A 21,258-nucleotide genomic window follows, 5' to 3' on the forward strand; every position below is an offset into this window, starting at 1 on the left:
CTACTATTTATTTAAAAAAAGAAATTTTTTCCTATAAATTATGTGATTTTTTTCCAAAGCTTCCACAGTAAACCTACAACATAGAGAAAAGCACCGAAAAAAATAGCTATATCCGCAAGATTAATGATCGCTTTTTTTAGCATTCCTATCCGAATATGAATATAATCCGTCACCTTTCCGTCTCTTATTCGGTCAAGGGTATTGGAACCGGCTCCGCCCAATATGAGGGCCGTTCCGATTTTTTGTAGCAAGAAGTTGTCTCCAACGGTATAGCTGAAATAAGGTAAACTAAAAAAAAGGAAGCCGGTTGCAAAAATGGATACAAAGCCCACAAGCTTCGGATATTTCTCCAGTTTACCCATAGAGAATCCGGGATTATGCGCTTTTCGAATCTCTATCATTCCTCTCGTGCCTTTTAATTTCTTCGGAAAATTTTCTTCCTTCTCCCGATTAATTTTCTTTTTCCATATTTGATCTAAAGAAAAAACAGCCGCGCTAAGGCAAGTAAGTTGTACAAAACCTTTGGGAAGGTACCATATCCAATCAATTTTAAAATGTCGCACTGTTTCTCCTCCGTCTTTTAATTCGATTAATATGCCTTTCAAACTCTCCTCCCTGTAAAAGCTCCGTAAGCAAGCATTGCTCTAAAACCGGAACCGAACAGCTGTAAATAGAGATTTTTTGAAGGTCTTCTTCTACTCTCTCCTTCGGAAGGAGCAAGTAAGCCATTCTGAAAGCGGGTCCTATCGTCTTGGAAAAGCTGTTGATATAGTACACGGAATTTCTCTCATCCATCGAAAAAAGGCTGTCTTCCGGCTTTCCCAGAGCTGAGAACTCCGAGTCATAGTCATCCTCTATGATAAATCCGTTTTTTCGTCTGGCATAGTCCAGATACTCCCGCCTTTTTCCCGCAGTAGCGGTAACACCGCTCGGATAGCTGTGAAACGGAGTTACATGCAGGATCCGGCTTTTCGCCTTACGTAAAGCCTCACTGTGAATTCCCTTTTTTCCCATTTCCAGGAATTCCAGTTCAATTCCGTTTGCTTCATAGATTTTCTGCATTTTCTCATAAGAGGGAGACTCCACCGCAAAGCTTTGCCCTCTTCCTAAAATTTGCGCTAAAAGAGAGTAGAGATGCTCTGCTCCGGAGCCGATGAGAATTTGCTCCTCCGTTACAAAAATCCCTCTTGCCCTCCTTAAGTAATCCTTTAATGCTGTACGAAGAAAATACTTTCCTTGCGCTTCAGAACGGCGCAGCAATTCTTCTCCATACTTCCCGAGTACCTTTCGTATCGTTTTACTGATAATCGAGAAGCTCATTTCCTCCTTGCCCTGCCCCGGTATTTCCGAAAGAGCCTGAACCGGATCCTCTTTCTCTTCTACCGGAAAAAGTAAACCGTCCTGGTAGCTTACAAAATAGCCGCTTCTTTCTCTCCCCTCGATATAGCCTTCCTCTTCCAGAAGAGCATAACAGTGTTCCACGGTTAGGAGCGATACTCCCATGGTATCCGAAAGAATACGCTTAGAGGGCATTTTTTCCTGAAAACGATAGCGTCCCTCCACAATATCTCTTCGGATTTCTTTATACAGTCGGATGTATTTGAATTGCTTCTCCATGGACTACTCCTTTTAAGATAGCACAAAACTCTTGTAAAACCCGTATGCGGAAGGGATACTCAAGTTGTTTTTTATTTCTTCCCTCGTATAAAATCGGAATCCTTCCTCCTTCACCACCGCTTCCGGAAATTCCCCCAAATCTATTTCGTAGCCAATCATGTCCCATTCTTTATGGGTAAAGATATGTCTTGTCGCTCCCAGTTCCCGTAGTTTTAAGGCGGAAAAGCCAAGTTTCCTTGCTTCTTCAAGAGCCTCCTTTTTGCTTACATGGCCTGCCACTTGATAAAAGGCGTAAAGCCCCGCAAGAATACCTTTTTTAGGGCGCTTTACAAGCGCGATTCTATCTCCCTCTCGGAAGACAAAAATACTGTATTTTTCTATTTTCCTGGGTTTTTTTGTCCGCCGTTTCGGATAGTCCTCCGGATTTCCCCCACGATGCGCTTTGCAAAAAAAGGATATCGGACAAGAAGCACAATCTATTTTCCCCTTCGGTAGGCAAACTGTTGCCCCTAAATCCATGAGTGCCTCATTAAAATCTCCCGGAAAATCCCTCATTTTCTCCTGAAAATATTGAAAAGCAGCAAATTTTGCTTCTTTGGAAAGAATATCCCCTTCGTAAAGCTCGCAACGGGAAAAAATCCGGAGAAGATTTCCGTCTACCGCCGGCCTCTTCTCACCGAAAACGATGGAAGATATCGCTGCTGCGGTGTATTCTCCAATTCCCGGAATAGAACGAATATCCGCATAGTCTTTCGGCATTTTTCCGTCAAATTTCTCTACAAGGAGCTTTGCACCCTTGTGAAGATTCCTTGCACGGGAATAATATCCCAGCCCCTCCCAGAGCTTTAAAACCTCTTCCTCCTCCGCGAAGGCAAGGCTTTTTATGTCGGGAAAACGCTCAGTAAAGCGGAAAAAGTATCCCTTTACCGCCTCCACTCGGGTTTGCTGTAACATGATTTCAGAAAGCCAAGTATAATATGCATTTTTCTTTCCCCGCCAGGGTAAAACTCTTCCATTTTCCCTAAACCAGCTTAAGAGCTCCCCCGAAAACTCCATTCTTCCTGTCTCCTCTTTACAATAAAACGGCTACAGCCACGAGTACAATTCCCCCCAGTATATCCGCATTTCCGGCATAAACCGTACCGAACTTTTTCCCGACAAGTATGGCGCAGTAAGATAAGATAAAGGTGACCAAGCCTATTATCAAGGCGGAAAGAAATACTCTCGGGATAGAATCTTGCGAAAAAGTAAAGCCCAAAGATAAGGCATCGACCGAGGTCCCCACAGCTTGAAAAAGCAGGTTCCCCTCTGTTTCTTCCGTTTCTTTATTCTTTTTCTTCCGGTATCCGCTTAAAATCATTCGCGCCCCGAGATAGCAAAGAATAAGCGTAGAAATCACCGAAACATATTTCATCACAATCGGTGCAAATCCGGCAAAACTTTTTACCAAAAAGAAGCCCAAAATCGGCATAAAAAACTGAAAGAAGCCAAAGGAAAAGGCAATCGACAACTTTCTCTCTTCCTTCATTTGCGGATTCTTTAAACCATTTGCCATGGAAACCGCCACTGCATCCATAGACAGTCCCACTCCCAATAAAAGGCTTTTTATGAATAGCATGGTTCTCCTTTTATAAAATCAAAGGCGAGGCGGCTGCTTCCGTCCTCCACATAAACAATTCCGCAATAATGAAAACCGAAATTTCTTAAAGCCGCTTGCATGGAAAGATTGTTTTCATGTGTATCAATACGAAGATAAGGAATCTTATCGAGGCAATAAGAAAAACAGGCTTTCGTAATCCCTCTCCTTTTCCCCGAAGAAGCTACCCGATGTATGGTACCGTAAGGCTCCACCTTTCTCCAAGCTCCGCCTTCAATCTTCCGATAGTTTTTCTCTTCTCCTGTAAAAAAGCTGAAGGCTCCCAGAATGTCATCTTCTTCCAGAACATACAAGGCTTGATTTGCAAGATCTTCTAACGCATTTGTTTCATTCGGGTACTTTTTCCATTGACTTGTATTCCCTTCAGCCCGCATATGTTCTCTTGCCAACTCATAGATATGACAAATCTCCGGAATATCCTCCTGTCTTGCCAAACGAATTTGCATTCTTTACTCCTTATTTCCCCCTACTTTTCATAACATAGTAAATTTTTATTATATCACTCGTACTTTTAAAAAAACTATACAATTTTTTCTGTCTGAATTTGTGAATGGAGCACAGTTTTTTGTTTTATATACATTATTCTCTTTCAAAAAGCAATCTTCCTTCCGGAAATCATATCATTATTTCTCTTTTCCGCATTATCCGTTTAAGGATAATATCCATGAAGAAATAATATCCGAATATCGAGTATAGGCATTCCGAAATGCTCGCTTTATACTGAAGTCAGTACAGGAAGGGATAAAAACACTCTTCCGAAGAGGAGGTAGCTATGCTTCATTCTCATTACGAAGTCCTCTTACTTTTCCTACTCTATGCCGCCTTAAAAGACATTTTGGAGAGAAGAATCCCTAATCAATTCTTTCTTTTCTTTTTTCTATGCTTCTTCTGTCTTTTGCAAAGCGACTCTTCTAAACACTCTATTCTTCTTTTCCCGATTCTTCTTTTTCTGATTCTTCTGCTAAGCTATCCCCTCTTTTATTTTACCGGAAGCGGAGGAGGAGACTGGAAATTATTCTCTCTCCTCCTCTCCCTGCTCCCGATTAATCTAAGTATTTCCCTCTTGTTTCTTTCCTGTATTTTTTCCTTTTTGCTCTTTTATCATCTCAAAGAAGACATTCCCTTTGCCTTCGCCTTATTCTTGGCAGCCATTCCCCTGTTAAGCTAAACGAAACCGATTTCTCATCTGTCTATAGGAAAGGAAGTTCTATGGAAAAAATTTTAACTATTTATGATGAAGACGAGCTGTATTGTAAAAGATTAAGTCTCTACCTACGGCAAAATACAAAACTTCCCTTTCAAATTTATCCCATGAGTACTCCTGAACGCCTGGAGGAGTTTCTTAAAAAGAAAAACTCGGATCTCCTTCTCTTATCGGAAAAGAATGCAAAGTCTTTGCATTTTTCCCCTAAGTCCGGAAGGACGCTTTATTTAACAGAAGAAAGTCCTCTTTCCAAAAAGAAAAAAGAGAACTCTATTTATAAATACCAATCTGCAGATCGGATTATGAGAGAAATTCTTTTACAATACGGTGAACTCGCCCTCTTAGAGAGCAATGGACAGGGAAGAGCAGATATTTTTATGATTTACAGTCCCTTGGGACGGTCGGGAAAGACCGCCTTAGCCTATGAAATAGCGCAAGTTTTAGGGAAAAACAGACAAACGCTGTTTCTTTCCCTTTCCGAGTTAGGTTCCGCCTTTAAACAGTCGTCCGATTCTCCCGGCATTTCAAGCCTTAAAAGTAATGAAGCAAAAGAAAGGGAGTGCTTAACCGAGGCTCTTTATCACTTTAAAGAAAATACCTTAAGCCCCTTAATTATCAAAGCATTAAGCTATGACAGAGGAAGCTATTCCACCATTCTCCCCGTCCGTTCTCCGGAAGATATCCAGAGTATAAGTTCTCGTGAGCTTGCTCTTTTTCTGGATAAGCTGGCAGAGGATGCAGGGGTTTCCGCCTTGATTCTGGATACAGACTGCTCCTTAAGTAAATACCTGGATTGTTTTCCGCAGTGTAAAAAAATCTTTATGCCCATACTCCCCGACTCGATTTCCAAAGAGAAATTAGCCTTTTTCCGGAACTATCTGAAAAAAAATCTGGCGGAAGAGATTCTGGAAAAGTTTGTACAATGCGAAATTCCTTTTGCTATAGGTTCTACGGAATGGTGCAATCCCGCCCAGGGAAAAGCAGAGTATTTTCGGTCCTCTTCCCTAAAGGATTATACCGAATCCCTCCTGCTTCGCTATATCTATGAGGAGGAAGATAAAGAAAAGGAGCAATATAGAAAAATGATTCTCTAGGAGGAAACATGTTGGCCTTAGACAATATTAAACAGGAAATTAAAAGAGAATTGCTGACCGATCTTGAAGAAAGGCAAATGTCCGATTCTCACCTCTACCAACAAATCGACAGCGCCTTACTAAACAGACGAGACATCGGTTTACAGGAAAAGCTGTATTTAAGAACCGCCGTATTTGACAGCTTTCGTCGCTTAGATCTTTTATCCGAACTGTTGGACGACAAAAATGTGACAGAAATTATGATTAACGGTCCAAAGGAAATATTCGTAGAAAAAAAGGGAAAGATGGAAAAGTGGAACCGCTCCTTTCAAAGTGAAGAACAACTCTTTGATCTAATCCAGCAAATCGTTTCCAGAATAAACCGTGCAGTCAATACAAAAAGTCCCATCGTTGATGCCAGATTGGAGGATGGGTCGCGTGTTCATGTAGTCCTTCCTCCGATTGCACTGAAGGGACCGACCGTGACCATTCGAAAATTCCCGGAACCCATAACCATGGCAAAACTGATTCAGCTTGGAAGTCTTACCGAAGAAGCCGCTTTATTTCTGGAGTCCCTAGTGAAGGCCTCCTATAACATCTTTATTTCCGGTGGAACAAATAGCGGAAAGACAACATTTTTAAATGCATTATCACAGTATATTCCCAAGAGAGAAAGAATTATTACGATAGAAGACAGTGCGGAATTACAAATTCAGGAGGTGGAGAATCTGGTTTCTCTGGAGACCAGAAATGCCAATGCGGAAGGCGAAGGGGCAGTCAGCATTTCCGATCTGATAAAGGCTTCTCTTCGAATGAGTCCGAACCGAATTATCGTCGGAGAAGTCCGCGGAAAAGAATGTCTAGATATGCTGAACGCCATGAATACCGGGCACGACGGCAGTATCTCTACAGGACACGGCAACACAAGCAGGGACATGTTGCGCCGAATGGAAACGATGGTTTTACAAGGGGCGGATCTACCCTTAAGTTCTATTCGAAACATGATTGCCTCGGCAATCGAAATCATGGTGCATCTGGGGAGAAGCAAAGATCACAAACGGCGAGTCTTGGAAATCAGCGAAGTGACAGGAGTGGAGAATGGAGAAATTCAGCTTAAGACCTTATATCAATACAATGGGGAAGTTCTGGAAAAATTGTCGAATCTGTCTCGTGAAGAAAAACTCCTCCGTCGATTATAGGCAGTATGAAATCTCTTTAGGAGAATATCTCTATATCCTTGTAAAAATTCTTGGCATTCTTCTTGCCTTTTCTTATGCCTTCTACCATTCGTTTTTACTTTTTTTCATTTTAATTCCCTTTGGCCTCCTGATTCCGTTTTTCTTTCGTCAGGCACTGCGAAAAAAGAGACAAGAGCTTCTGCTTTTTCAGTTTAAAGAAATGCTTTCTATTTTAAATTCATTTTTAAGTGCCGGTTACTCTATTGAGAATGCATTGATTGCCGCCATTCCCGACTTATCCGCTCTACTTGGTGAAAACAGTTATATGGTCGAAGAACTGAAACAAGTTAAACGAAGTCTGGCTATGAATCGTCCTCTGGAAGAGCCTCTTTCGAATTTTGCCCTACGTTCGGGATTGGATGATATTCATAACTTCTCGGAGATTTTTCTCGTCGCAAAACGTTCCGGAGGAGAACTCTCGGAAATTATTCAACACAGTAGTTCCATCATTCACGACAAACTGAGTATCCATGAGGAAATATTGACACTCAGTGCTGCAAAACGTTTTGAGCAGAAAATCATGAATTGCATTCCCTTCTTTATCATTCTGTATTTAAACGCATCTTCTCCTGATTTTTTTCATATTCTATATCACTCCATTATGGGAAGAATCGTCATGACTATCGCTCTTTTCATCTACCTCCTTGCAATTTACCTCTCTCAAAAAATCATCAATATTCCCATTTAAACTTGGATACAGGAATACCCAAAAATCCATCCACAAGAAATATCAATGCGATAAATTCAGCCGCAGAAATATTTAAAGGCGTTGAATCCTGCTTCTTAAGGTGAACCCATGAAAAACAAGGTACTATTTCAATATTTGCATCAATTTCTACAATCCTTCAGTCCGAAAGAAGAGGCAATATTAAAGAAACAAGCTCTCCTTATTATTCTTTCTCTTCTACTCGCTTCCGTCGTCTTTCTTAAGACGCAGGAAGAAAGCCATATACAGTCCGGCTATACTTTAAAGCGAGAGGGGATAGGAGGCTCGGAATACAGTCTCCCCTTGCAAGTTCAAGGTCTGAATCCGCAGAGAAAAGAAAATCTGAATATTACCGTCTCGCCCAGAATTTATACCAAGGAAGAAGCGGATAAACTTTTTTCCGAGCTTCATGACAGAATGGAGAGTCTCATTCTCCCGGAAGAAGAAAGCCTGGACGGTATAAAATCCTCTCTCCGATTAAGCTCTTTTTTTCCGGAGGAAAATGTCAAAGCCTCTTGGTCCTTTTCTCCAACAGCTTTAATCAACGGAAAAGAAAAGCTTAGCTCGGAACATAATCTGGATCTTATTTTGGGCTACCGCCCCATTTTGGAAGAAAAAGGAAAAATCCATCATGAAATGCTTGCTCAAGATCAGATTTTAGAAGGAGAACTCGAGCTTAAACTCAGTACGATTATCTTACCCCCGAAAGAGGAGAAGACCAATGCCGATTTAGAAAACTATGTTCGAGATTCGGAGGATTATCTTTATTACTCTCCTCGTTATATTTTTCCAATTCGCATTCTTCCCGAAGAAAAAAACTCCCTGGAAAACCTAAGAGATCTTTTGATTCAAAAAATATCCATACTGAACCAAGAAGAAAGAGGAACGGAAGAGCTCCACCTTCCTCAAGAAATAGAAGGACATAGAATTCATTTTTCAGAAGAGAAAAGTCGTGCTTATCTCTACATTCCACTTCTTGGACTCTTTGCAGCATTTCTGCTCCCCCTAAAAGACAAAGAAGAGAAAAAAGAAAACTTGAAAAAACGAGCAAACTCTCTGGAACTCGACTATTCTGAACTGGTTTCCAAATTGGTTGTATATCTCGGTGCCGGTCTCTCCCTTCGTAATGCCTTCACGGAAATCAGCAAGCAATATGAGTATCTTGTAGAGTCCTGCGGTCTTGAAAATCATCCTCTCTACGATGAGCTGCATACTCTCTTAAATCAATTAAAAAGTAATATCGGTGAGGGAAATGCCTATCTCGCCTTTTCCGGCCGAATTTCTCTTCGTCCCTACAATAAATTGATCAGTGTAATCGAACAAAATCGAAAAAACGGAAGCAAACACCTACGTCTGCAATTGCAGGTAGAAATGCAAGAAGCCTTTGAAATGAGAAAAGCAACTGCAAAAAGATTGGGCGAAGAAGCAGGAACCAAACTCCTGCTCCCCCTCTTTATGCAACTCTTTATCATCATGATGATGATTCTTTATCCCGCCATGACTTCTTTATCCTAAAAAGCCTTTAATTACTTTATTCTAAAAAGTCTTGATCTACTTTATAGATTAAAGCACTTCCCGTTCTTATTTTTATTATTTAAAGAAGCATTACAGCGAGGAAGACTTCGGTAAACAGCGATTCTTCTTCGCCTTGTAATACACCTGCGTAAAAAATACGCAAAACAATAACGGCAATATTTGCCCCATTTAAAGGAGGTCCTTATGCTACTACAAAACTTGGCAGAACTGCAATATTCCTTAGATGCTTTTCTCCTTTCCCGCTGGGAGCAGTGTAAGAAAAAGCGAAAAGAACTGCTGCACGGAAATGACGCCCTCGGCACAATTGAGCTGGTCTTAATTATTGTGGTGCTTATTTCTTTGGTCGTCATCTTCCGAGACAGAATTCAGAAAGTTTTAAATGATATCTTAAAAAAGATTGAAAGCAACGCGAAAAACGTATAGTACCTCATTCATCCGCCCCGCCGGCAAAAGGAAAAATCATGAAAAAGAATTATTCCGCCTCCATTACGGTATTCCTTTCCCTAAGCTTTGTGTTGATTGCCGCACTCATTCTGACCATTACCGAATCAGCCAGGACAATCGCACAAAAGTATTATATGCAAACCGCCCTGAATAGCGCCATGGAATCTCTGTTTTCAGAATTTCACAGGCCTCTCTGGGAAAACTACCGTATTTATGCCTTGGAATTCAGAGATGATAACTTACTGAAAGAAGAGCTGCAAAGCTTCATCAAACCTTATTCCGATGCGAGGAATCTATTTCCGGCAAAAATAGAAAAAGACGGTTTCTCCTTTACCGGCAGGGGACTGTTGTCTGAAAGTCATTATTTTGAAGAAGAAATATTGGAGTATATGCCTGCTCTTCTGGCAAAAGACTGTATAGAGTTTTTGGGAGAAAAGAAAAGCGGTACGGATATTCCCTCTATTCTGGAAGAGGCTTCCAAAAAAGAAAAGGAAGCCGACAGCATACAAAGATTACAGGAAAAATATGCCTTAAATCATTACGATGTGGAGTATCTTGAAGACTGCATTAACAACATTGACCGCTTTTGTAAAAAAACGGAGACCTTAAAGCACTACGCTCTTTATTCTTTACAAGCTCATGATGCTTCCCTTTTCTTCAGCTATTCGTCTTCTCTGAAAGCTACATTAAACAGCCTGAAAAATACAGTGAACTCTTATGACGCTCGCGCAGAACTTTTAAAGTCCAAGGTGGAAGCCCTATGGAATGACTTTTCCACAGAAAAGGAAAATTTGGAGGAAGACGGTATCGCCGCCATTGAAACACAATTGAAAAGTTATGATAACTACCTGGATGATGGCGGAAGAGTCCGGCAAAAGATTGATGGATTTCCCGCGCAATGCGAGAATTTAGACTTTGCAATAGAAGGAATCGAGGAGAATGTCCGACGCTTTCAAGAATATATTGAAGAAGAGAGGGAAAGACGCAGAAAGAGAAAAAAAGAGGAGGAAGATTATGATGAAGATAACGGACTGCAAGCAGAAATTGACAACTTTTACAATGACACCATCTCCACATGGCAAGCCCTTACCATGCCCGTATACGGAGAAGCCGTCACGCAAATCAATAAGAAAAACAAAAGAATCCTCGAAAGTATTCACGATATCGGAAAAAAGAAGCTCTTGGAGCTTCTCCTCCCAAGCGGAAAAGAATGCCCCTCTTCCGAGGAATCTTTTTCCTCCGCTCTCTTCTCTACCGAGTCCGCTGCAAATCCCATACAAATCGGACTGCTCGGGGAATATTCCCTCCGTTTCTTTCATTCCTATCATAAGGAGGAATCCGCCCATACCACTCCTTACAGCAATGCAAAAGGCTTGGAGGTGGAATACCTGCTGCACGGAAAGAAAAGCGACTATGAAAACCTGTCCGCACAGGTCACCTCTCTTCTAGCCTTTAGAGAGTCTATGAATTTTATCCACATTATGTCCGATCCCGAAAAACTGGAAGCTGTTGAAGAATTTGTTACAAGCTTTCTGGCAATCACTGCAAACCCGGTCGTAATTGCAGTTTTTAGTGCATTTGTAATCGGGATATGGGCTTTTGCCCAGTCCCTCCTTGATGTAAAGGAACTCTTAAATGATGAGCGCGTTCCCCTAATGCACAGTTTAGAGTCGTGGACTCTTTCACTGAACCATCTTTTAGATTTTCTCTCCTATCTTTCCGGTGAAGAAATTCCGAAAGAAAATATAGGTTTGTCTTACGAAGACTATCTTCGTATATCCTTATTCACAAAAGGCTTACTGTCACAAGCCAAAATAAACGACTCCATGCTTTACTGCATGGAAAAAAACATACAGACAAGTATTCGGGATAAAGAGCCCTCCTTCCAAATAAATAAATGCCTTTACTATCTCTCTACGGATGCGGAAATTTATTCCAGGCACAGCCTGTATCATAAGGGCTTCCTGGAGATGATTGGCGTAAATGCAGGGGAAGAAGGATACCAATCGGTCTTACATTCCGACTATAAATACAAAAATCTGAGTCATTAAAGGAGTCCCTATGAAATCTTATTCTGCCTCCATGACGATAGAGGCTTCACTCTCCTTAAGCATTTTTATTCTTTCTATGGTCATGCTGATGACTCCGCTCCTTATTCTAAACCGGAGTATCAAAATTTCCGCTATTTTAGAGAAAAATGCACGTTGTGTCAGCATGTATAAGTACCTGGAACATTACGGTCTTTTAAAGACGGAGATAAATGATGTTCCGCACATTGATGAAATTCTGACCGTCGGAGAAACCGCCTTGGAGGACCTGGCGCTTCCTATCGAAGTGGAAATGGAAGGCATGACCAATATAAGAGCCTGGAAATCCCATATTACAAAAGAGGATATTCTTCTTGACTTGGAATATGAAGAACTGATTCCGCTCTCCATCATCAATAAAAAATCCATCTACCAGGAAATCGTAGCTCACAGAAGAGCCTGGATAGGTGTAAAGGGTGCAAGGTGGGAAAAGGATGAGGAAGAAACTACGCCTCCGGAAGAAATGGTTTATGTAATCAACGGGCCTTCCCTTGTCTATCATAGGAGCAGGGATTGCAGCTATATCTCTAATGACTTTTTAAGTTGTAGTCCCAGAATGATTGATGGCAGCAGTGCAAAATACGGCGGAAAATTCTGTCCCTGTAAAGCTTGCAAACCTTCATTAAACAGTGCAATTGTATATTATACCGCTGCGGGAAGACGATATCACAGCAGTCCCGACTGTCCTGCCATGCGTTCTTCCATACATGAAATTCCACTCAGTCAAGCCCTTTCCGAGGGACGGCATCCCTGTCCAAGATGCGGAAACTAAAAGTCCCGGATTAAGGAGTCACCATGTCAATACTTTTCTTTATTTTTCTTTTAAAAACCATTTTATTTTACTCTTTTTTTCTCTTTTCCATTCTCTGGGATTTTCGAAAAAAGTCTCTCCCTAAATTGCTCCTTCTCTTTTATTCCCTGGTCGGAGTCCCTTTTTTTCTTTTCTCTCTTTGGCAGGATTTCTTTCAAGGTCCCTTTCAACTTTCTCTTCCCTTCCTTTACAGTTTTTATCCGCTTCTTTTTTCCTTTCTTCTCTTCCTTTTCGCCAAATGTTCAAAAGGTGCCTTGGGGTGCGGAGACGGATTATTTCTTCTTTGTTGTGCCTTCTATTTAAACTATAAAAGTTTTCTGTTTCTTTTCTTATCCGGACTAATCTGTTCGGCGCTGGTTTCCATGCTTCTCTTTCTCTTCTCTATAAAGATGAAAAAAAACTGGAAAAATATGTCTTTTCCCTTTATTCCCTGTTTTATTCCTGCCGGAGTTTATTTCTTTGTTTTATTATTTACTCCCCGTACTTAAACCGAAAGGAAGTCTTATGCATAGTATTGAAACAAGCCTAATCCTTTTTCTAAGCTTTGTTTGTATCGTACTTCTCCTGCAGTGCTGTATTTTCCTGCACAGTACCGTAAAGGAAAGAAGCGAAAAAGAATACAGTCGTGAAATAGAGAGTCATAGACTAGGTAAAGATAAGGATTTTTATAAGGTGGAATGCTATACCCGCTTCGTATCTGTCGTGGAAGATCTCCTGCGAAAAGAAGAAGCAGAAAGCAAAGTGAATCCCGAACCATAAGTCTTGCTACAGTCCAAGTTCAGATCAGAAAGGAATCACCATGTCTCATAGTTCTCTAAGAGTAGAAAAAGATCTTACTCACAGCTATCTCTATCTTTACGGGAAACTCTGGAAAGAGGATAGCCATGAGCAAAAAATCATTCAACAATGTAGCATACCGGGAACTCTTCCCTTTCGTCTGATTCAGGAAGAACAGGAAGACATCTTTCAGTACAATTTTTCACCCTATGAACGAATGCTGGACTATTTTTCAGATAAAAAAATGAATCTAAGTCATATTCTTTCTTTATTCGAGTCTATTCGTTTCGCACTTTTCCATCTGGAAGAATTTCTTCTTTCTCCGGAAGTCCTGGGACTAGATATAGAAGAAATTATTTATGATGCGGAAAATTCTTCTTTTCTCTTCCCCTTGATTCCTTCCGCAAAAAACGCATTGGAGGATGAGCTGAAAAAGCTGATTGATTATGTTTTTAACCATGTGGATGAAGAAGATGATTACGCAATTTTATCCGCCTATTTTCTTCAGCAGGAAGGGAAAAAGGAACATTTACAACTTCCCCGCATCTTACAAATTTTGCATTGCACCGTGGATAGGGAAGGAAGGCTCGGTGCTCCTTTCTCGCCTTCCCCCGATGTCAAAGCAATTTCTTCCGAAAAGCTGCCTTTCGGAAAGCGGGTTTCCGAAGAAATAGAAAAAACTCCCGCCGATTCCGAAAACAAAACCGATTCGAAGTCTGAAAAAAATCCGGATTCCAATAAATCGCTTTCTGTGCAGGAGTTGGATTTGTCAAGCTGCAGCTATTCGGAATATATGGGAAAGCAACAAGAAAAATCAGAAAGTTCCATCCCTTTTTCCGGCACTTCGGATTTGACTCCTCCTTTTTCCGAGGAAATCGAGAAAAACGAGAAAAAAAAGGAGAAATGGGCCCCTCCCCGTTTCTCCTCACTAAAGCAAGTTCTTAGAAACAAGAAAAAAATTCTTCTCTGTCTCCTTATCATGATTTTATTTCCCATAATACTTTACGGTTGGAAGGGCAAGACAACCCTGATAGAGGTTCTTCCCTGCATTATTCTTATCGAAGTTGCCATCTTGCTTTATGGCATTTTGGATTTCCTTCCCGTCTTCTTTAACTCTGAAAAAGAAAAAAGTAAAAGTCTTAACGACAAGTAAATGCTCTGACTTCCGGAAACGTTCTTTCTTCCTTTCTCTTACTGAAACATTTCCGCATCACCGAGCTGTTCCTCATGGTTTTCCATAAAAAACATCTGCGCCTCATCTTTGATGAACGACAGCTTTTCCATGTTTAAAGTATGAATACCGAAAATCACCCTCCTCTCGTCCTGAGCCTCCTCAGAGCGTATTAAGATATAGCGCTTCCAAACATACTTTTTCTCCTTGTTTTTTGCCCGAAAATAAGACAATACAAAGCCTTCTCCATTGCTTCCAAGCCTTTCCCACATATCCGAGGGATTGAAAAATTCCCGACAACGGGCGAAGTCATCCGGATGAATATATTTATGGAGATATTTATCCAAATCGTTTGTTAAATCGTTACTTCTCTCTATCTTTTCCGCTGCATTCGTTCTGTAAATCGGAAGCAGTGTGTTATTCTGCAAATCCAGAAGAACAACGGTGTCATACATGGAATACAAAGGCCTTAAGCTATTATCCAAGTTATTTGATTTCTGAAAGGAATCATTATTCGTCAAAATATCTATTCGCAGAAGATAAATATAACTGTTTCCCTTACTGGTTACTCTTCTGACCTGTATTTGACAATACTGTCCCCGAGAAATAAAGTCGGTCGTTTCAATTCCCAGAGAATCCTTTGCCAAGCTGATCGTATCCCTGATTCTCTCCACCACCAGGGACTTTTCATCATTTAAGATGCCCTGAAATTCTTCGATATCTTCATAGCCCAAGTCTTCAATCGTCTTTTTATAAGGTTTTGTCCAATTCAAGTGTTTGATTTTTCCCGCCTTTTCCGAAACCAAAGCCATTGCTAAAACCGTATCAAAACCATATATGGTGGGAGTCTCATCTAAACGATCAAATACAAAGGGTGTAGGACTTAAAATATTGACTAAGCCGACCCGATCATAAAGAAAGGTATCCTCTCCGCTTTCTACTCCATTCTCCTCTATCCGTTCCGCCAGCCAGTTCTCTATAGGCTCCGGTCTTCCAAAACAATAGCCCTGCATACGTTCACAGCCTGCAGCCTTCAAAAACTGATATTGCTCCTCCGTCTCAACACCTTCCGCAACAGTATGAATGCCGATTTCCTTCGCCATATAGAGTATAGAAGAAATAATAATTAAAGATTTCTTTCCCATATCGCTTAAAAAGCGCATATCGATTTTAAAGGTATCAAATTCAAATTCCTTTAAAAGATTCAAGGAGGAGTAGCCTGAACCGAAGTCATCCATCCAAACCTTATAGCCCTGCTCTCGAAGTTGTCGAACGGCAAACTTCATATACTCCTCATTATGCATGACTACGGATTCCGTAATTTCAACATGTAAAATGGATTTCGGAATTTTATACAAAGCCACAAGATCATCCAACTTGTCTAGGAATCTTTCCACATCAAAATCAAGTCTTGAGAAATTCAGGGAAATCGGAAATACCGCCTCTCCTCTGTTTCTCCTCTTGGCAATATTCCGACAGACCTCTTCAAAAACAAAAAAATCCAAGAGATGAATCTTAAGGCTTTTTTCCAAGACGGGAATAAAGTCACCCGGGTAAATCATCCCATACTTAGGGTCAACCCAACGAGAGAGTGCCTCTGCGCCGCACACTCTCCTCGATAAGCCCCGAATATTTACTTGTAGATAAACTTTAATCCATCTCTTTTCAATCGCTTCTTCTATATGAGACTCAATATATTGCTCTAATTCCAAGCGGCTAAAATCTATCTTATCTTGTTGTGAACGAGGAAATTTACGAATTCCTTTTTTTGGCCGTCCCTGATTTTGTTCGTGCTCCATCACTATTACCTATTCTTGCTAGTCCAAGTTACCATTAGAAATTTCGTCCAAAATTTATAAAAACATAAGCAAATCCCGCACCACTTCCGAAGCCAAAATGAGCCCGGCAACAGGGGGAACAAAGGGTACCGACCCGGGCACCCCTCTATCTATCTGCGGTTTCTGAGGATTTTCTTCCGAGTAAACCACTTTCAGTTTGTTGATTCCCCTCTTTTTGCACTCTCTCCTCATCACTCTGGCCAAAGGGCATACTCTGGTTTGATAAATATCGGAAACCTTAAACGCTGCGGGATTCAGCTTGTTTCCGGCTCCCATGGCACTGATAACGGGAGTCCCTGCCCGTTCCGCTTCACAGATTAACGAGAGCTTCGCCGTAACCGTATCAACCGCATCAATGATGTAATCATACGATGAAAAATCAAACTGCTCTTTTGTGTCGGGAAGGTAAAAGCAACAATAGGAATGAACTTCACAATCCGGATTAATGCTATGGATTCTTTCCGCCATAACCTCAACTTTTTCTCTTCCTACCGTATCCCTTGTGGCAATCAGCTGTCTGTTTAAATTGGAAAGACTCACGGTATCTTTATCGACCAAATCTATCCTGCCCACACCGGATCTTGCCAAGGCTTCTACTGCATATCCTCCCACACCGCCTACTCCAAACACAATCACCTTGGCACGGCTCAACTTTTCTATTGCATCCCTTCCCAGGAGAAGTTCGGTTCTTGAAAATTGTTCTAGCATTCTCCACTCCGTTTCTTCAATATCGCTTTCACCTTTCGTCCCAGAACTAAAGCCAAGAAAACTTTAATGCAATCCGGTCCAATGAAGGGAAGAACCCCAACAGATAATGCCTTCATAAAGCCCAAGTAAAGCACCTTGGAAAGCCACAACGTTCCCATGATATAACAAAGAAGAATCCCCAGAAGAAAGAACAGGTACTGCAGTATCGGCTTCTTTGCAAAACGATCCACCCCAAAACCGCCCAAGAGACTTAAGAAAAGCATTCCGATGAGATAGCCTCCCGTTGGCCCCATTAACTTAGCAAGACCACCTTCATAATTAGAAAATACAGGCAGACCTGCTAATCCCAGTAAAAGATAGGTCAAGTACGAAACTGTCCCTAAATTCTTGCCGAGAATCGTTACCGAAAGACAGACTGCAAAGGTTCCCAAAGAAATCGGCACCGGTCCGATGGGTATCGAAATAGGAGATAATATTGCTAAAACAGCCGTCATAAGTGCCGCCAAAACAAGTTCTTGTATTTTTAATTTTCTCATAGCCTTATCCTTTTAATCCCTAATTCATTACTTTTCCAAAAAACTAAACAGCCAATTTCCCGCTCCGGAAAACTCCACTTCTCCGCTTCCTGCCGGAATAAAGAAGCTATTTCCCTTCTCTGCAATCATCTCCTGTCTGCTCTCCTCCAAAGAGGCTCCTTCTTCCTCTGTTCTCTTCCTCACTGTTTTTTGGACAATTTTCCCTTTTCCGTCTATTAGAATCGCGGAAAGAAAGCTTTCTTTTCCCACCACTCTCTTATGGATTTCTCCTTCTTTCAGAGAACAACGCTCTACCGTAAAATAGGGGCAGGAGGCAAGACGCTCTGCACCGTTTTCCGGAAGGACGGGTCCGGAAGAAGTTAAGTCCCTGATTTCCGTTTTTTTACAGTTCATAACGGAAAGGGCCTTTTCTATATGTAATTCCCTTTCCCTTCCATCCTTATCTTTTCTTCCATAATCATAAACCCGGTAGGTTAAATTTGAGTTCTCTTGAATCTCCGCAATACAAATCCCGGCCCCGATTGCATGAACAGTGCCTGCCGGAATAAAGAAAACATCCCCTTTCTCTACGGGAATCTTATTCAAGTATTCCGTCAGGAAATGCCCCTCTATTGCTTTTCGTATTTCATCCTTACTGTATTCACTCTTAAATCCGTAATATAGGAATGCCCCTTCTTCTCTCTCTAAAACCACCCAGAGCTCCGTCTTGCCAAGGCTTCTTTCCTCTAAAGCCGCATACTTATCGTCCGGATGAACTTGGACTGAGAGAGGCAGCTTTGCATCAATCAATTTAATAAGCATAGGAAATACGGGAAATTCCGTTCCCATATCTCCTACGCTTTTCGGATTCTCTTGCAAGAAAGAAGAAAGAGGAAGCTTGGCAGAATTGGAGAGCAAAATCTTGCTCTCCCCATCCTTATGACATGACAAAAGCCACGCCTCCGCCAAAGGACTTTTTTCACTGCTTACATGATACTCTTCCCGCAGGCGCTCTCCTCCCCAAAGATAGTCTTTCGTAGCGGCCTCCATCAAATATATACCCATCCTTAGATTTTCCTCCTCCATTCTTTCTAGGGGCTGACTCCAGGACCGTTTTCACTATCCCTTTCCCCTAAATAATTGCCTGCTCCGGGGCCGTCATAGAAGTTGCTGCTTCCTCCGGGGCCACCGCTATCCTCTTCTTTCAACGGGAGTTTCCGCACTCTTGTAATCGCTTTCTCCAGCTGTTGGCTAAGGGAAGCATAGTCCTCAGCCCCGGCCAATTCATGCAGACTGTCTGTTGCATCTGCAATTAAGGCTTCCGTGTCTCCATCCCGATATTCCAAACTTTGTAAAGAACTTAGATAGGATAGAAAAGCCTCTCTGTTCGCACTGTTCTTTTCCTCTTCCTCCTTTGCTTTACTTTCCTCCAGAGACTCGGCAAGCCGGGATTCTTCTTCTTTTTTCTGAAGATATGCTTCTATTTCCGCTTTCCATTGTTCTTCAATCTTCAAAAAATCCTTCTGTCTGGCAAAGAGTTTTTCCTGGTATTCTTTTTTGAATTTTTCATCCGGAATATCATTTAAAAGGTCACGAGTCTCTTCAAAAAGATTCCTTGCAGTAAAAATATCTTCTACCTTATCAACATGCAGATTCTTATACTCTTCCAATTGCCGAATCACGGTTTGCTTGTTCTCTTTTTCCGCCCGCTTCTTGCGTTCCTCTTCTCCTTTTCGCATTGCAGTACGAGAAACATAGTCTGTAATTCCCGAGTCTTTGTCTGTTTCTTTCTCAACAGTAGACGGAACCTCCCAATCCTCGGGTTCCAAACCTTCATGTAAACTGTCCATAACATTTTTCCAAATCTTACCCGCATAAGTCGCCCCATAAATGCCCGGCATTTCTACGGGAATGTCATGTCCTACCCAAACAGCCATGCTGTAGTATTTCGTGTAACCGCAAAACCAGGTGTCTTTGGAACCGTTACTGGTTCCCGTTTTTCCCGCTGCCGGCATCTTATTTTTTAACTTCAGTCCTCTTCCGGTCCCATATTCCGTAGTCATGGTCCCTTTCAGAATATCCGTCATAATAAAGGCTGTATCTTCACTATATACCTGCGTCTTTTTTAAGCTGTTTTCATCTGCAACCACACCGTCCTTTTCCGATGTAATCTTCACGATACAGGTCTTATCCTCGTAAACCCCTCCATTGGCCAATGTTGAATAGCCTCGTGCCATATCGACAATGCGTAGACCGTTTGTAAACCCTCCGATGGATACCGCAGGAGCTGTATAATCCTTTATACTGATTCCCAGAAAATGCATTTTTTCCAGATACTCTAATCCGTCGGAGATTCCGACACTGTCCAGAACCTGCCACGCAACCGTGTTTAAAGAACGGTTCAAAGCCTCTCTCAATGTCACTTCTCCGAAATAATTTCCTCCGGAATTGGAGGGTCCATCCTCCCACTTGTGATCATCCACAAGACTTGCTGCATTGTAAATTCCCATATCCAAGGCAGGCGCATAATCCAGTAAGGGTTTAATGGAAGAACCGGGTTGACGATAACTCAAATAAGCACGGTTATACTTATCCTCCGCACCTCTTCCCCCGATTGTAGCCACAACGTAACCCGTCTTATTATCTATAATAACTGCGGCACCCTGCATGGAAAACTTGCCGTTCTCCTGCACTTCTTTAAACTTGGCAAGTCCCTCATCCAAGAGTGCCTGCGCCTTTGTCTGAATTTCCGGGTTCAAAGAAGTATAAATGGTGTATCCGCCTGCCCGAAGTTCTCTATTGTAATAGGCATAGCTTTCCTCATATTGTTCCTGATAATTTTCTTTTTCCTCCCTAGTGGAAAAATGATAGGTAAAAGGAAATTGATTCACTTCCATCATACGAAGTGTTGCCGCATAAAGTGCATACGAATTTAAGTAATCTTCGTCTGTTCCCTTTTGACTGTTTCCGGAAATGGTTAAGGGCGATGCAACTGCAGCTTCATAATCCTCTTCCGTAAGATACCCAACCGTCTCCATGGATTTTAAGACCTGATTTCTCTTCTTTAACGCAAGATCCGGGTGACGAACCGGTTCATAACGGGAAGGCGCATTGGAGATTCCTGCCAGAGTAGCTGCTTCTTCCACAGTTAAATCCTTTGCCGCTTTATCAAAATAGAATTGGCTTGCCGCCTCAACACCGTAGCAGTTATTTCCATAGAAATTCGTATTACAGTAAATCTCCATGATATCCGCTTTGGTATATCTTTTTTCCAGTTCTTGCGCCAAAATCATTTCCACAATTTTTCTGGTATAGGTTCTCTCCGAACTGAGATAGGTATTCTTGACCACCTGTTGGGTAATGGTAGAACCGCCCTGTTTGATTTTCCCCCTATTTTTAACCAATTGCACAACAGCACGTAGCGTCGCCATGTAGTCTACTCCGTGGTGGCTTCTGAACTTGCGGTCTTCCTGTGCAATATAGGCATTTTGCAGGTTGGGAGAAATCTGATCTATCGTCACATAAACGAAATGCCCGGCATTAACGGTTCCCAGGGTATTTCCCGCATAATCCAAGACTACGGTGTCCGAACGCTTGGTCAAGTCTTTCAGATTTCCGCTCGCCAATTTGTCATAGGCAATGGTTCGCAGTCTGTTCAATTCCGGACGAATAAAAATAAAGAATCCCAAAAGGGTCATGAGGGCTAACAGCCCTGTTAAAAACAAGAAAACTTTTCCAAAGAAGCGTAAAATCGACTTCCGCTTTCTTTTTCCTCTACCTCTATCCCTTCCATTCTCTTCTCTCATGCATTACCCCTTATAAAATACGGCACAAAGCCCCCATGGGCCTTGCGCCGATACCGATACTCTCATGCTA

General features: G+C 41.7%; 21 protein-coding genes. 11 read left to right on the forward strand and 10 right to left on the reverse strand.

Annotated elements, in window-relative coordinates; all coding sequences use genetic code 11:
• Positions 1 to 38: 38 nt before the first annotated feature.
• From HMPREF9624_RS06355 to HMPREF9624_RS06375, 5 genes are read right to left on the reverse strand one after another with little or no spacing between them, the layout of a single operon-like run.
• Positions 39 to 563 (reverse strand): signal peptidase II, encoded by a 525-nt coding sequence (locus HMPREF9624_RS06355; protein WP_036594892.1) that lies wholly within the window; start codon positions 561 to 563, stop codon positions 39 to 41.
• Entirely contained in the window at positions 550 to 1,617 is a 1,068-nt protein-coding gene (gene pdxR, locus HMPREF9624_RS06360; RefSeq protein ID WP_009537038.1) for a MocR-like pyridoxine biosynthesis transcription factor PdxR, read from the reverse strand. The genes HMPREF9624_RS06355 and pdxR overlap by 14 nt, the downstream gene beginning before the upstream one ends.
• A gap of 12 nt (positions 1,618 to 1,629) precedes the next feature.
• Entirely contained in the window at positions 1,630 to 2,673 is a 1,044-nt protein-coding gene (gene mutY / locus HMPREF9624_RS06365) for an A/G-specific adenine glycosylase (protein ID WP_009537039.1), read from the reverse strand.
• 16 nt (positions 2,674 to 2,689) lie between these two features.
• Positions 2,690 to 3,235 (reverse strand): manganese efflux pump MntP, encoded by a 546-nt coding sequence (locus HMPREF9624_RS06370; protein WP_009537040.1) that lies wholly within the window; start codon positions 3,233 to 3,235, stop codon positions 2,690 to 2,692.
• Entirely contained in the window at positions 3,223 to 3,720 is a 498-nt protein-coding gene (locus HMPREF9624_RS06375; protein WP_009537041.1) for a GNAT family N-acetyltransferase, read from the reverse strand. Before HMPREF9624_RS06375 ends, HMPREF9624_RS06370 begins: the two co-directional genes overlap by 13 nt.
• A 326-nt stretch (positions 3,721 to 4,046) precedes the next feature.
• On the opposite strand from HMPREF9624_RS06375, the gene HMPREF9624_RS06380 reads away from it, so the two are divergent.
• The 11 genes from HMPREF9624_RS06380 (at position 4,047) to HMPREF9624_RS06430 (ending at position 14,303) form a co-directional block, all read left to right on the forward strand.
• Positions 4,047 to 4,442 (forward strand): prepilin peptidase, encoded by a 396-nt coding sequence (locus HMPREF9624_RS06380; RefSeq protein ID WP_009537042.1) that lies wholly within the window; start codon positions 4,047 to 4,049, stop codon positions 4,440 to 4,442.
• Positions 4,443 to 4,483: 41 nt separating this feature from the next.
• Positions 4,484 to 5,572, forward strand: a complete 1,089-nt coding sequence (locus tag HMPREF9624_RS06385; RefSeq protein ID WP_009537043.1) for a P-loop NTPase family protein — start codon at positions 4,484 to 4,486, stop codon at positions 5,570 to 5,572.
• Between the two features lie 8 nt (positions 5,573 to 5,580).
• Entirely contained in the window at positions 5,581 to 6,750 is a 1,170-nt protein-coding gene (locus HMPREF9624_RS06390; RefSeq protein ID WP_009537044.1) for a CpaF family protein, read from the forward strand.
• Positions 6,650 to 7,477, forward strand: coding sequence for a type II secretion system F family protein (locus HMPREF9624_RS06395; RefSeq protein WP_242822628.1), 828 nt, complete (start codon positions 6,650 to 6,652; stop codon positions 7,475 to 7,477). Before HMPREF9624_RS06390 ends, HMPREF9624_RS06395 begins: the two co-directional genes overlap by 101 nt.
• Before the next feature lie 108 nt (positions 7,478 to 7,585).
• On the forward strand, positions 7,586 to 9,010 hold the full coding sequence (locus tag HMPREF9624_RS06400) for a hypothetical protein (protein ID WP_009537046.1): 1,425 nt from the start codon (positions 7,586 to 7,588) through the stop codon (positions 9,008 to 9,010).
• Between the two features lie 204 nt (positions 9,011 to 9,214).
• Positions 9,215 to 9,454, forward strand: coding sequence for a Flp1 family type IVb pilin (locus HMPREF9624_RS06405; RefSeq protein ID WP_009537047.1), 240 nt, complete (start codon positions 9,215 to 9,217; stop codon positions 9,452 to 9,454).
• 38 nt (positions 9,455 to 9,492) lie between these two features.
• The gene (locus tag HMPREF9624_RS06410; protein ID WP_009537048.1) at positions 9,493 to 11,526 is read left to right on the forward strand and encodes a DUF5702 domain-containing protein; all 2,034 of its coding nucleotides are present in this window, start codon (positions 9,493 to 9,495) and stop codon (positions 11,524 to 11,526) included.
• A 10-nt stretch (positions 11,527 to 11,536) separates the two neighbouring features.
• Positions 11,537 to 12,334, forward strand: a complete 798-nt coding sequence (locus HMPREF9624_RS06415) for a hypothetical protein (RefSeq protein ID WP_009537049.1) — start codon at positions 11,537 to 11,539, stop codon at positions 12,332 to 12,334.
• 23 nt (positions 12,335 to 12,357) lie between these two features.
• The gene (locus HMPREF9624_RS12295) at positions 12,358 to 12,861 is read left to right on the forward strand and encodes a prepilin peptidase (RefSeq protein ID WP_009537050.1); all 504 of its coding nucleotides are present in this window, start codon (positions 12,358 to 12,360) and stop codon (positions 12,859 to 12,861) included.
• A gap of 16 nt (positions 12,862 to 12,877) precedes the next feature.
• Complete coding sequence (locus HMPREF9624_RS06425; RefSeq protein WP_009537051.1) at positions 12,878 to 13,132, forward strand: hypothetical protein; 255 nt, start codon at positions 12,878 to 12,880, stop codon at positions 13,130 to 13,132.
• 40 nt (positions 13,133 to 13,172) lie between these two features.
• Positions 13,173 to 14,303, forward strand: coding sequence for a DUF6382 domain-containing protein (locus HMPREF9624_RS06430; protein ID WP_009537052.1), 1,131 nt, complete (start codon positions 13,173 to 13,175; stop codon positions 14,301 to 14,303).
• Positions 14,304 to 14,341: 38 nt separating this feature from the next.
• On the opposite strand, the gene HMPREF9624_RS06435 is transcribed toward HMPREF9624_RS06430, so the two are convergent.
• From HMPREF9624_RS06435 to HMPREF9624_RS06455, 5 genes are all read right to left on the reverse strand, one after another.
• A complete protein-coding gene (locus HMPREF9624_RS06435; protein ID WP_009428062.1) occupies positions 14,342 to 16,033 on the reverse strand; it encodes an EAL domain-containing protein in 1,692 nt (563 codons plus the stop codon).
• 141 nt (positions 16,034 to 16,174) lie between these two features.
• The gene (locus HMPREF9624_RS06440; protein ID WP_009429928.1) at positions 16,175 to 16,867 is read right to left on the reverse strand and encodes a tRNA threonylcarbamoyladenosine dehydratase; all 693 of its coding nucleotides are present in this window, start codon (positions 16,865 to 16,867) and stop codon (positions 16,175 to 16,177) included.
• The gene (locus tag HMPREF9624_RS06445) at positions 16,861 to 17,403 is read right to left on the reverse strand and encodes a biotin transporter BioY (protein WP_009537054.1); all 543 of its coding nucleotides are present in this window, start codon (positions 17,401 to 17,403) and stop codon (positions 16,861 to 16,863) included. The genes HMPREF9624_RS06440 and HMPREF9624_RS06445 overlap by 7 nt, the downstream gene beginning before the upstream one ends.
• A 27-nt stretch (positions 17,404 to 17,430) precedes the next feature.
• Positions 17,431 to 18,447, reverse strand: a complete 1,017-nt coding sequence (locus HMPREF9624_RS06450) for a type I phosphomannose isomerase catalytic subunit (RefSeq protein ID WP_009537055.1) — start codon at positions 18,445 to 18,447, stop codon at positions 17,431 to 17,433.
• 26 nt (positions 18,448 to 18,473) lie between these two features.
• Positions 18,474 to 21,188 (reverse strand): transglycosylase domain-containing protein, encoded by a 2,715-nt coding sequence (locus tag HMPREF9624_RS06455; RefSeq protein WP_009537056.1) that lies wholly within the window; start codon positions 21,186 to 21,188, stop codon positions 18,474 to 18,476.
• Between the last annotated feature and the right edge of the window lie 70 nt (positions 21,189 to 21,258).

The organism is Oribacterium asaccharolyticum ACB7 (genome assembly GCF_000238075.1).
GTDB classification, from domain to species: domain Bacteria; phylum Bacillota; class Clostridia; order Lachnospirales; family Lachnospiraceae; genus Oribacterium; species Oribacterium asaccharolyticum.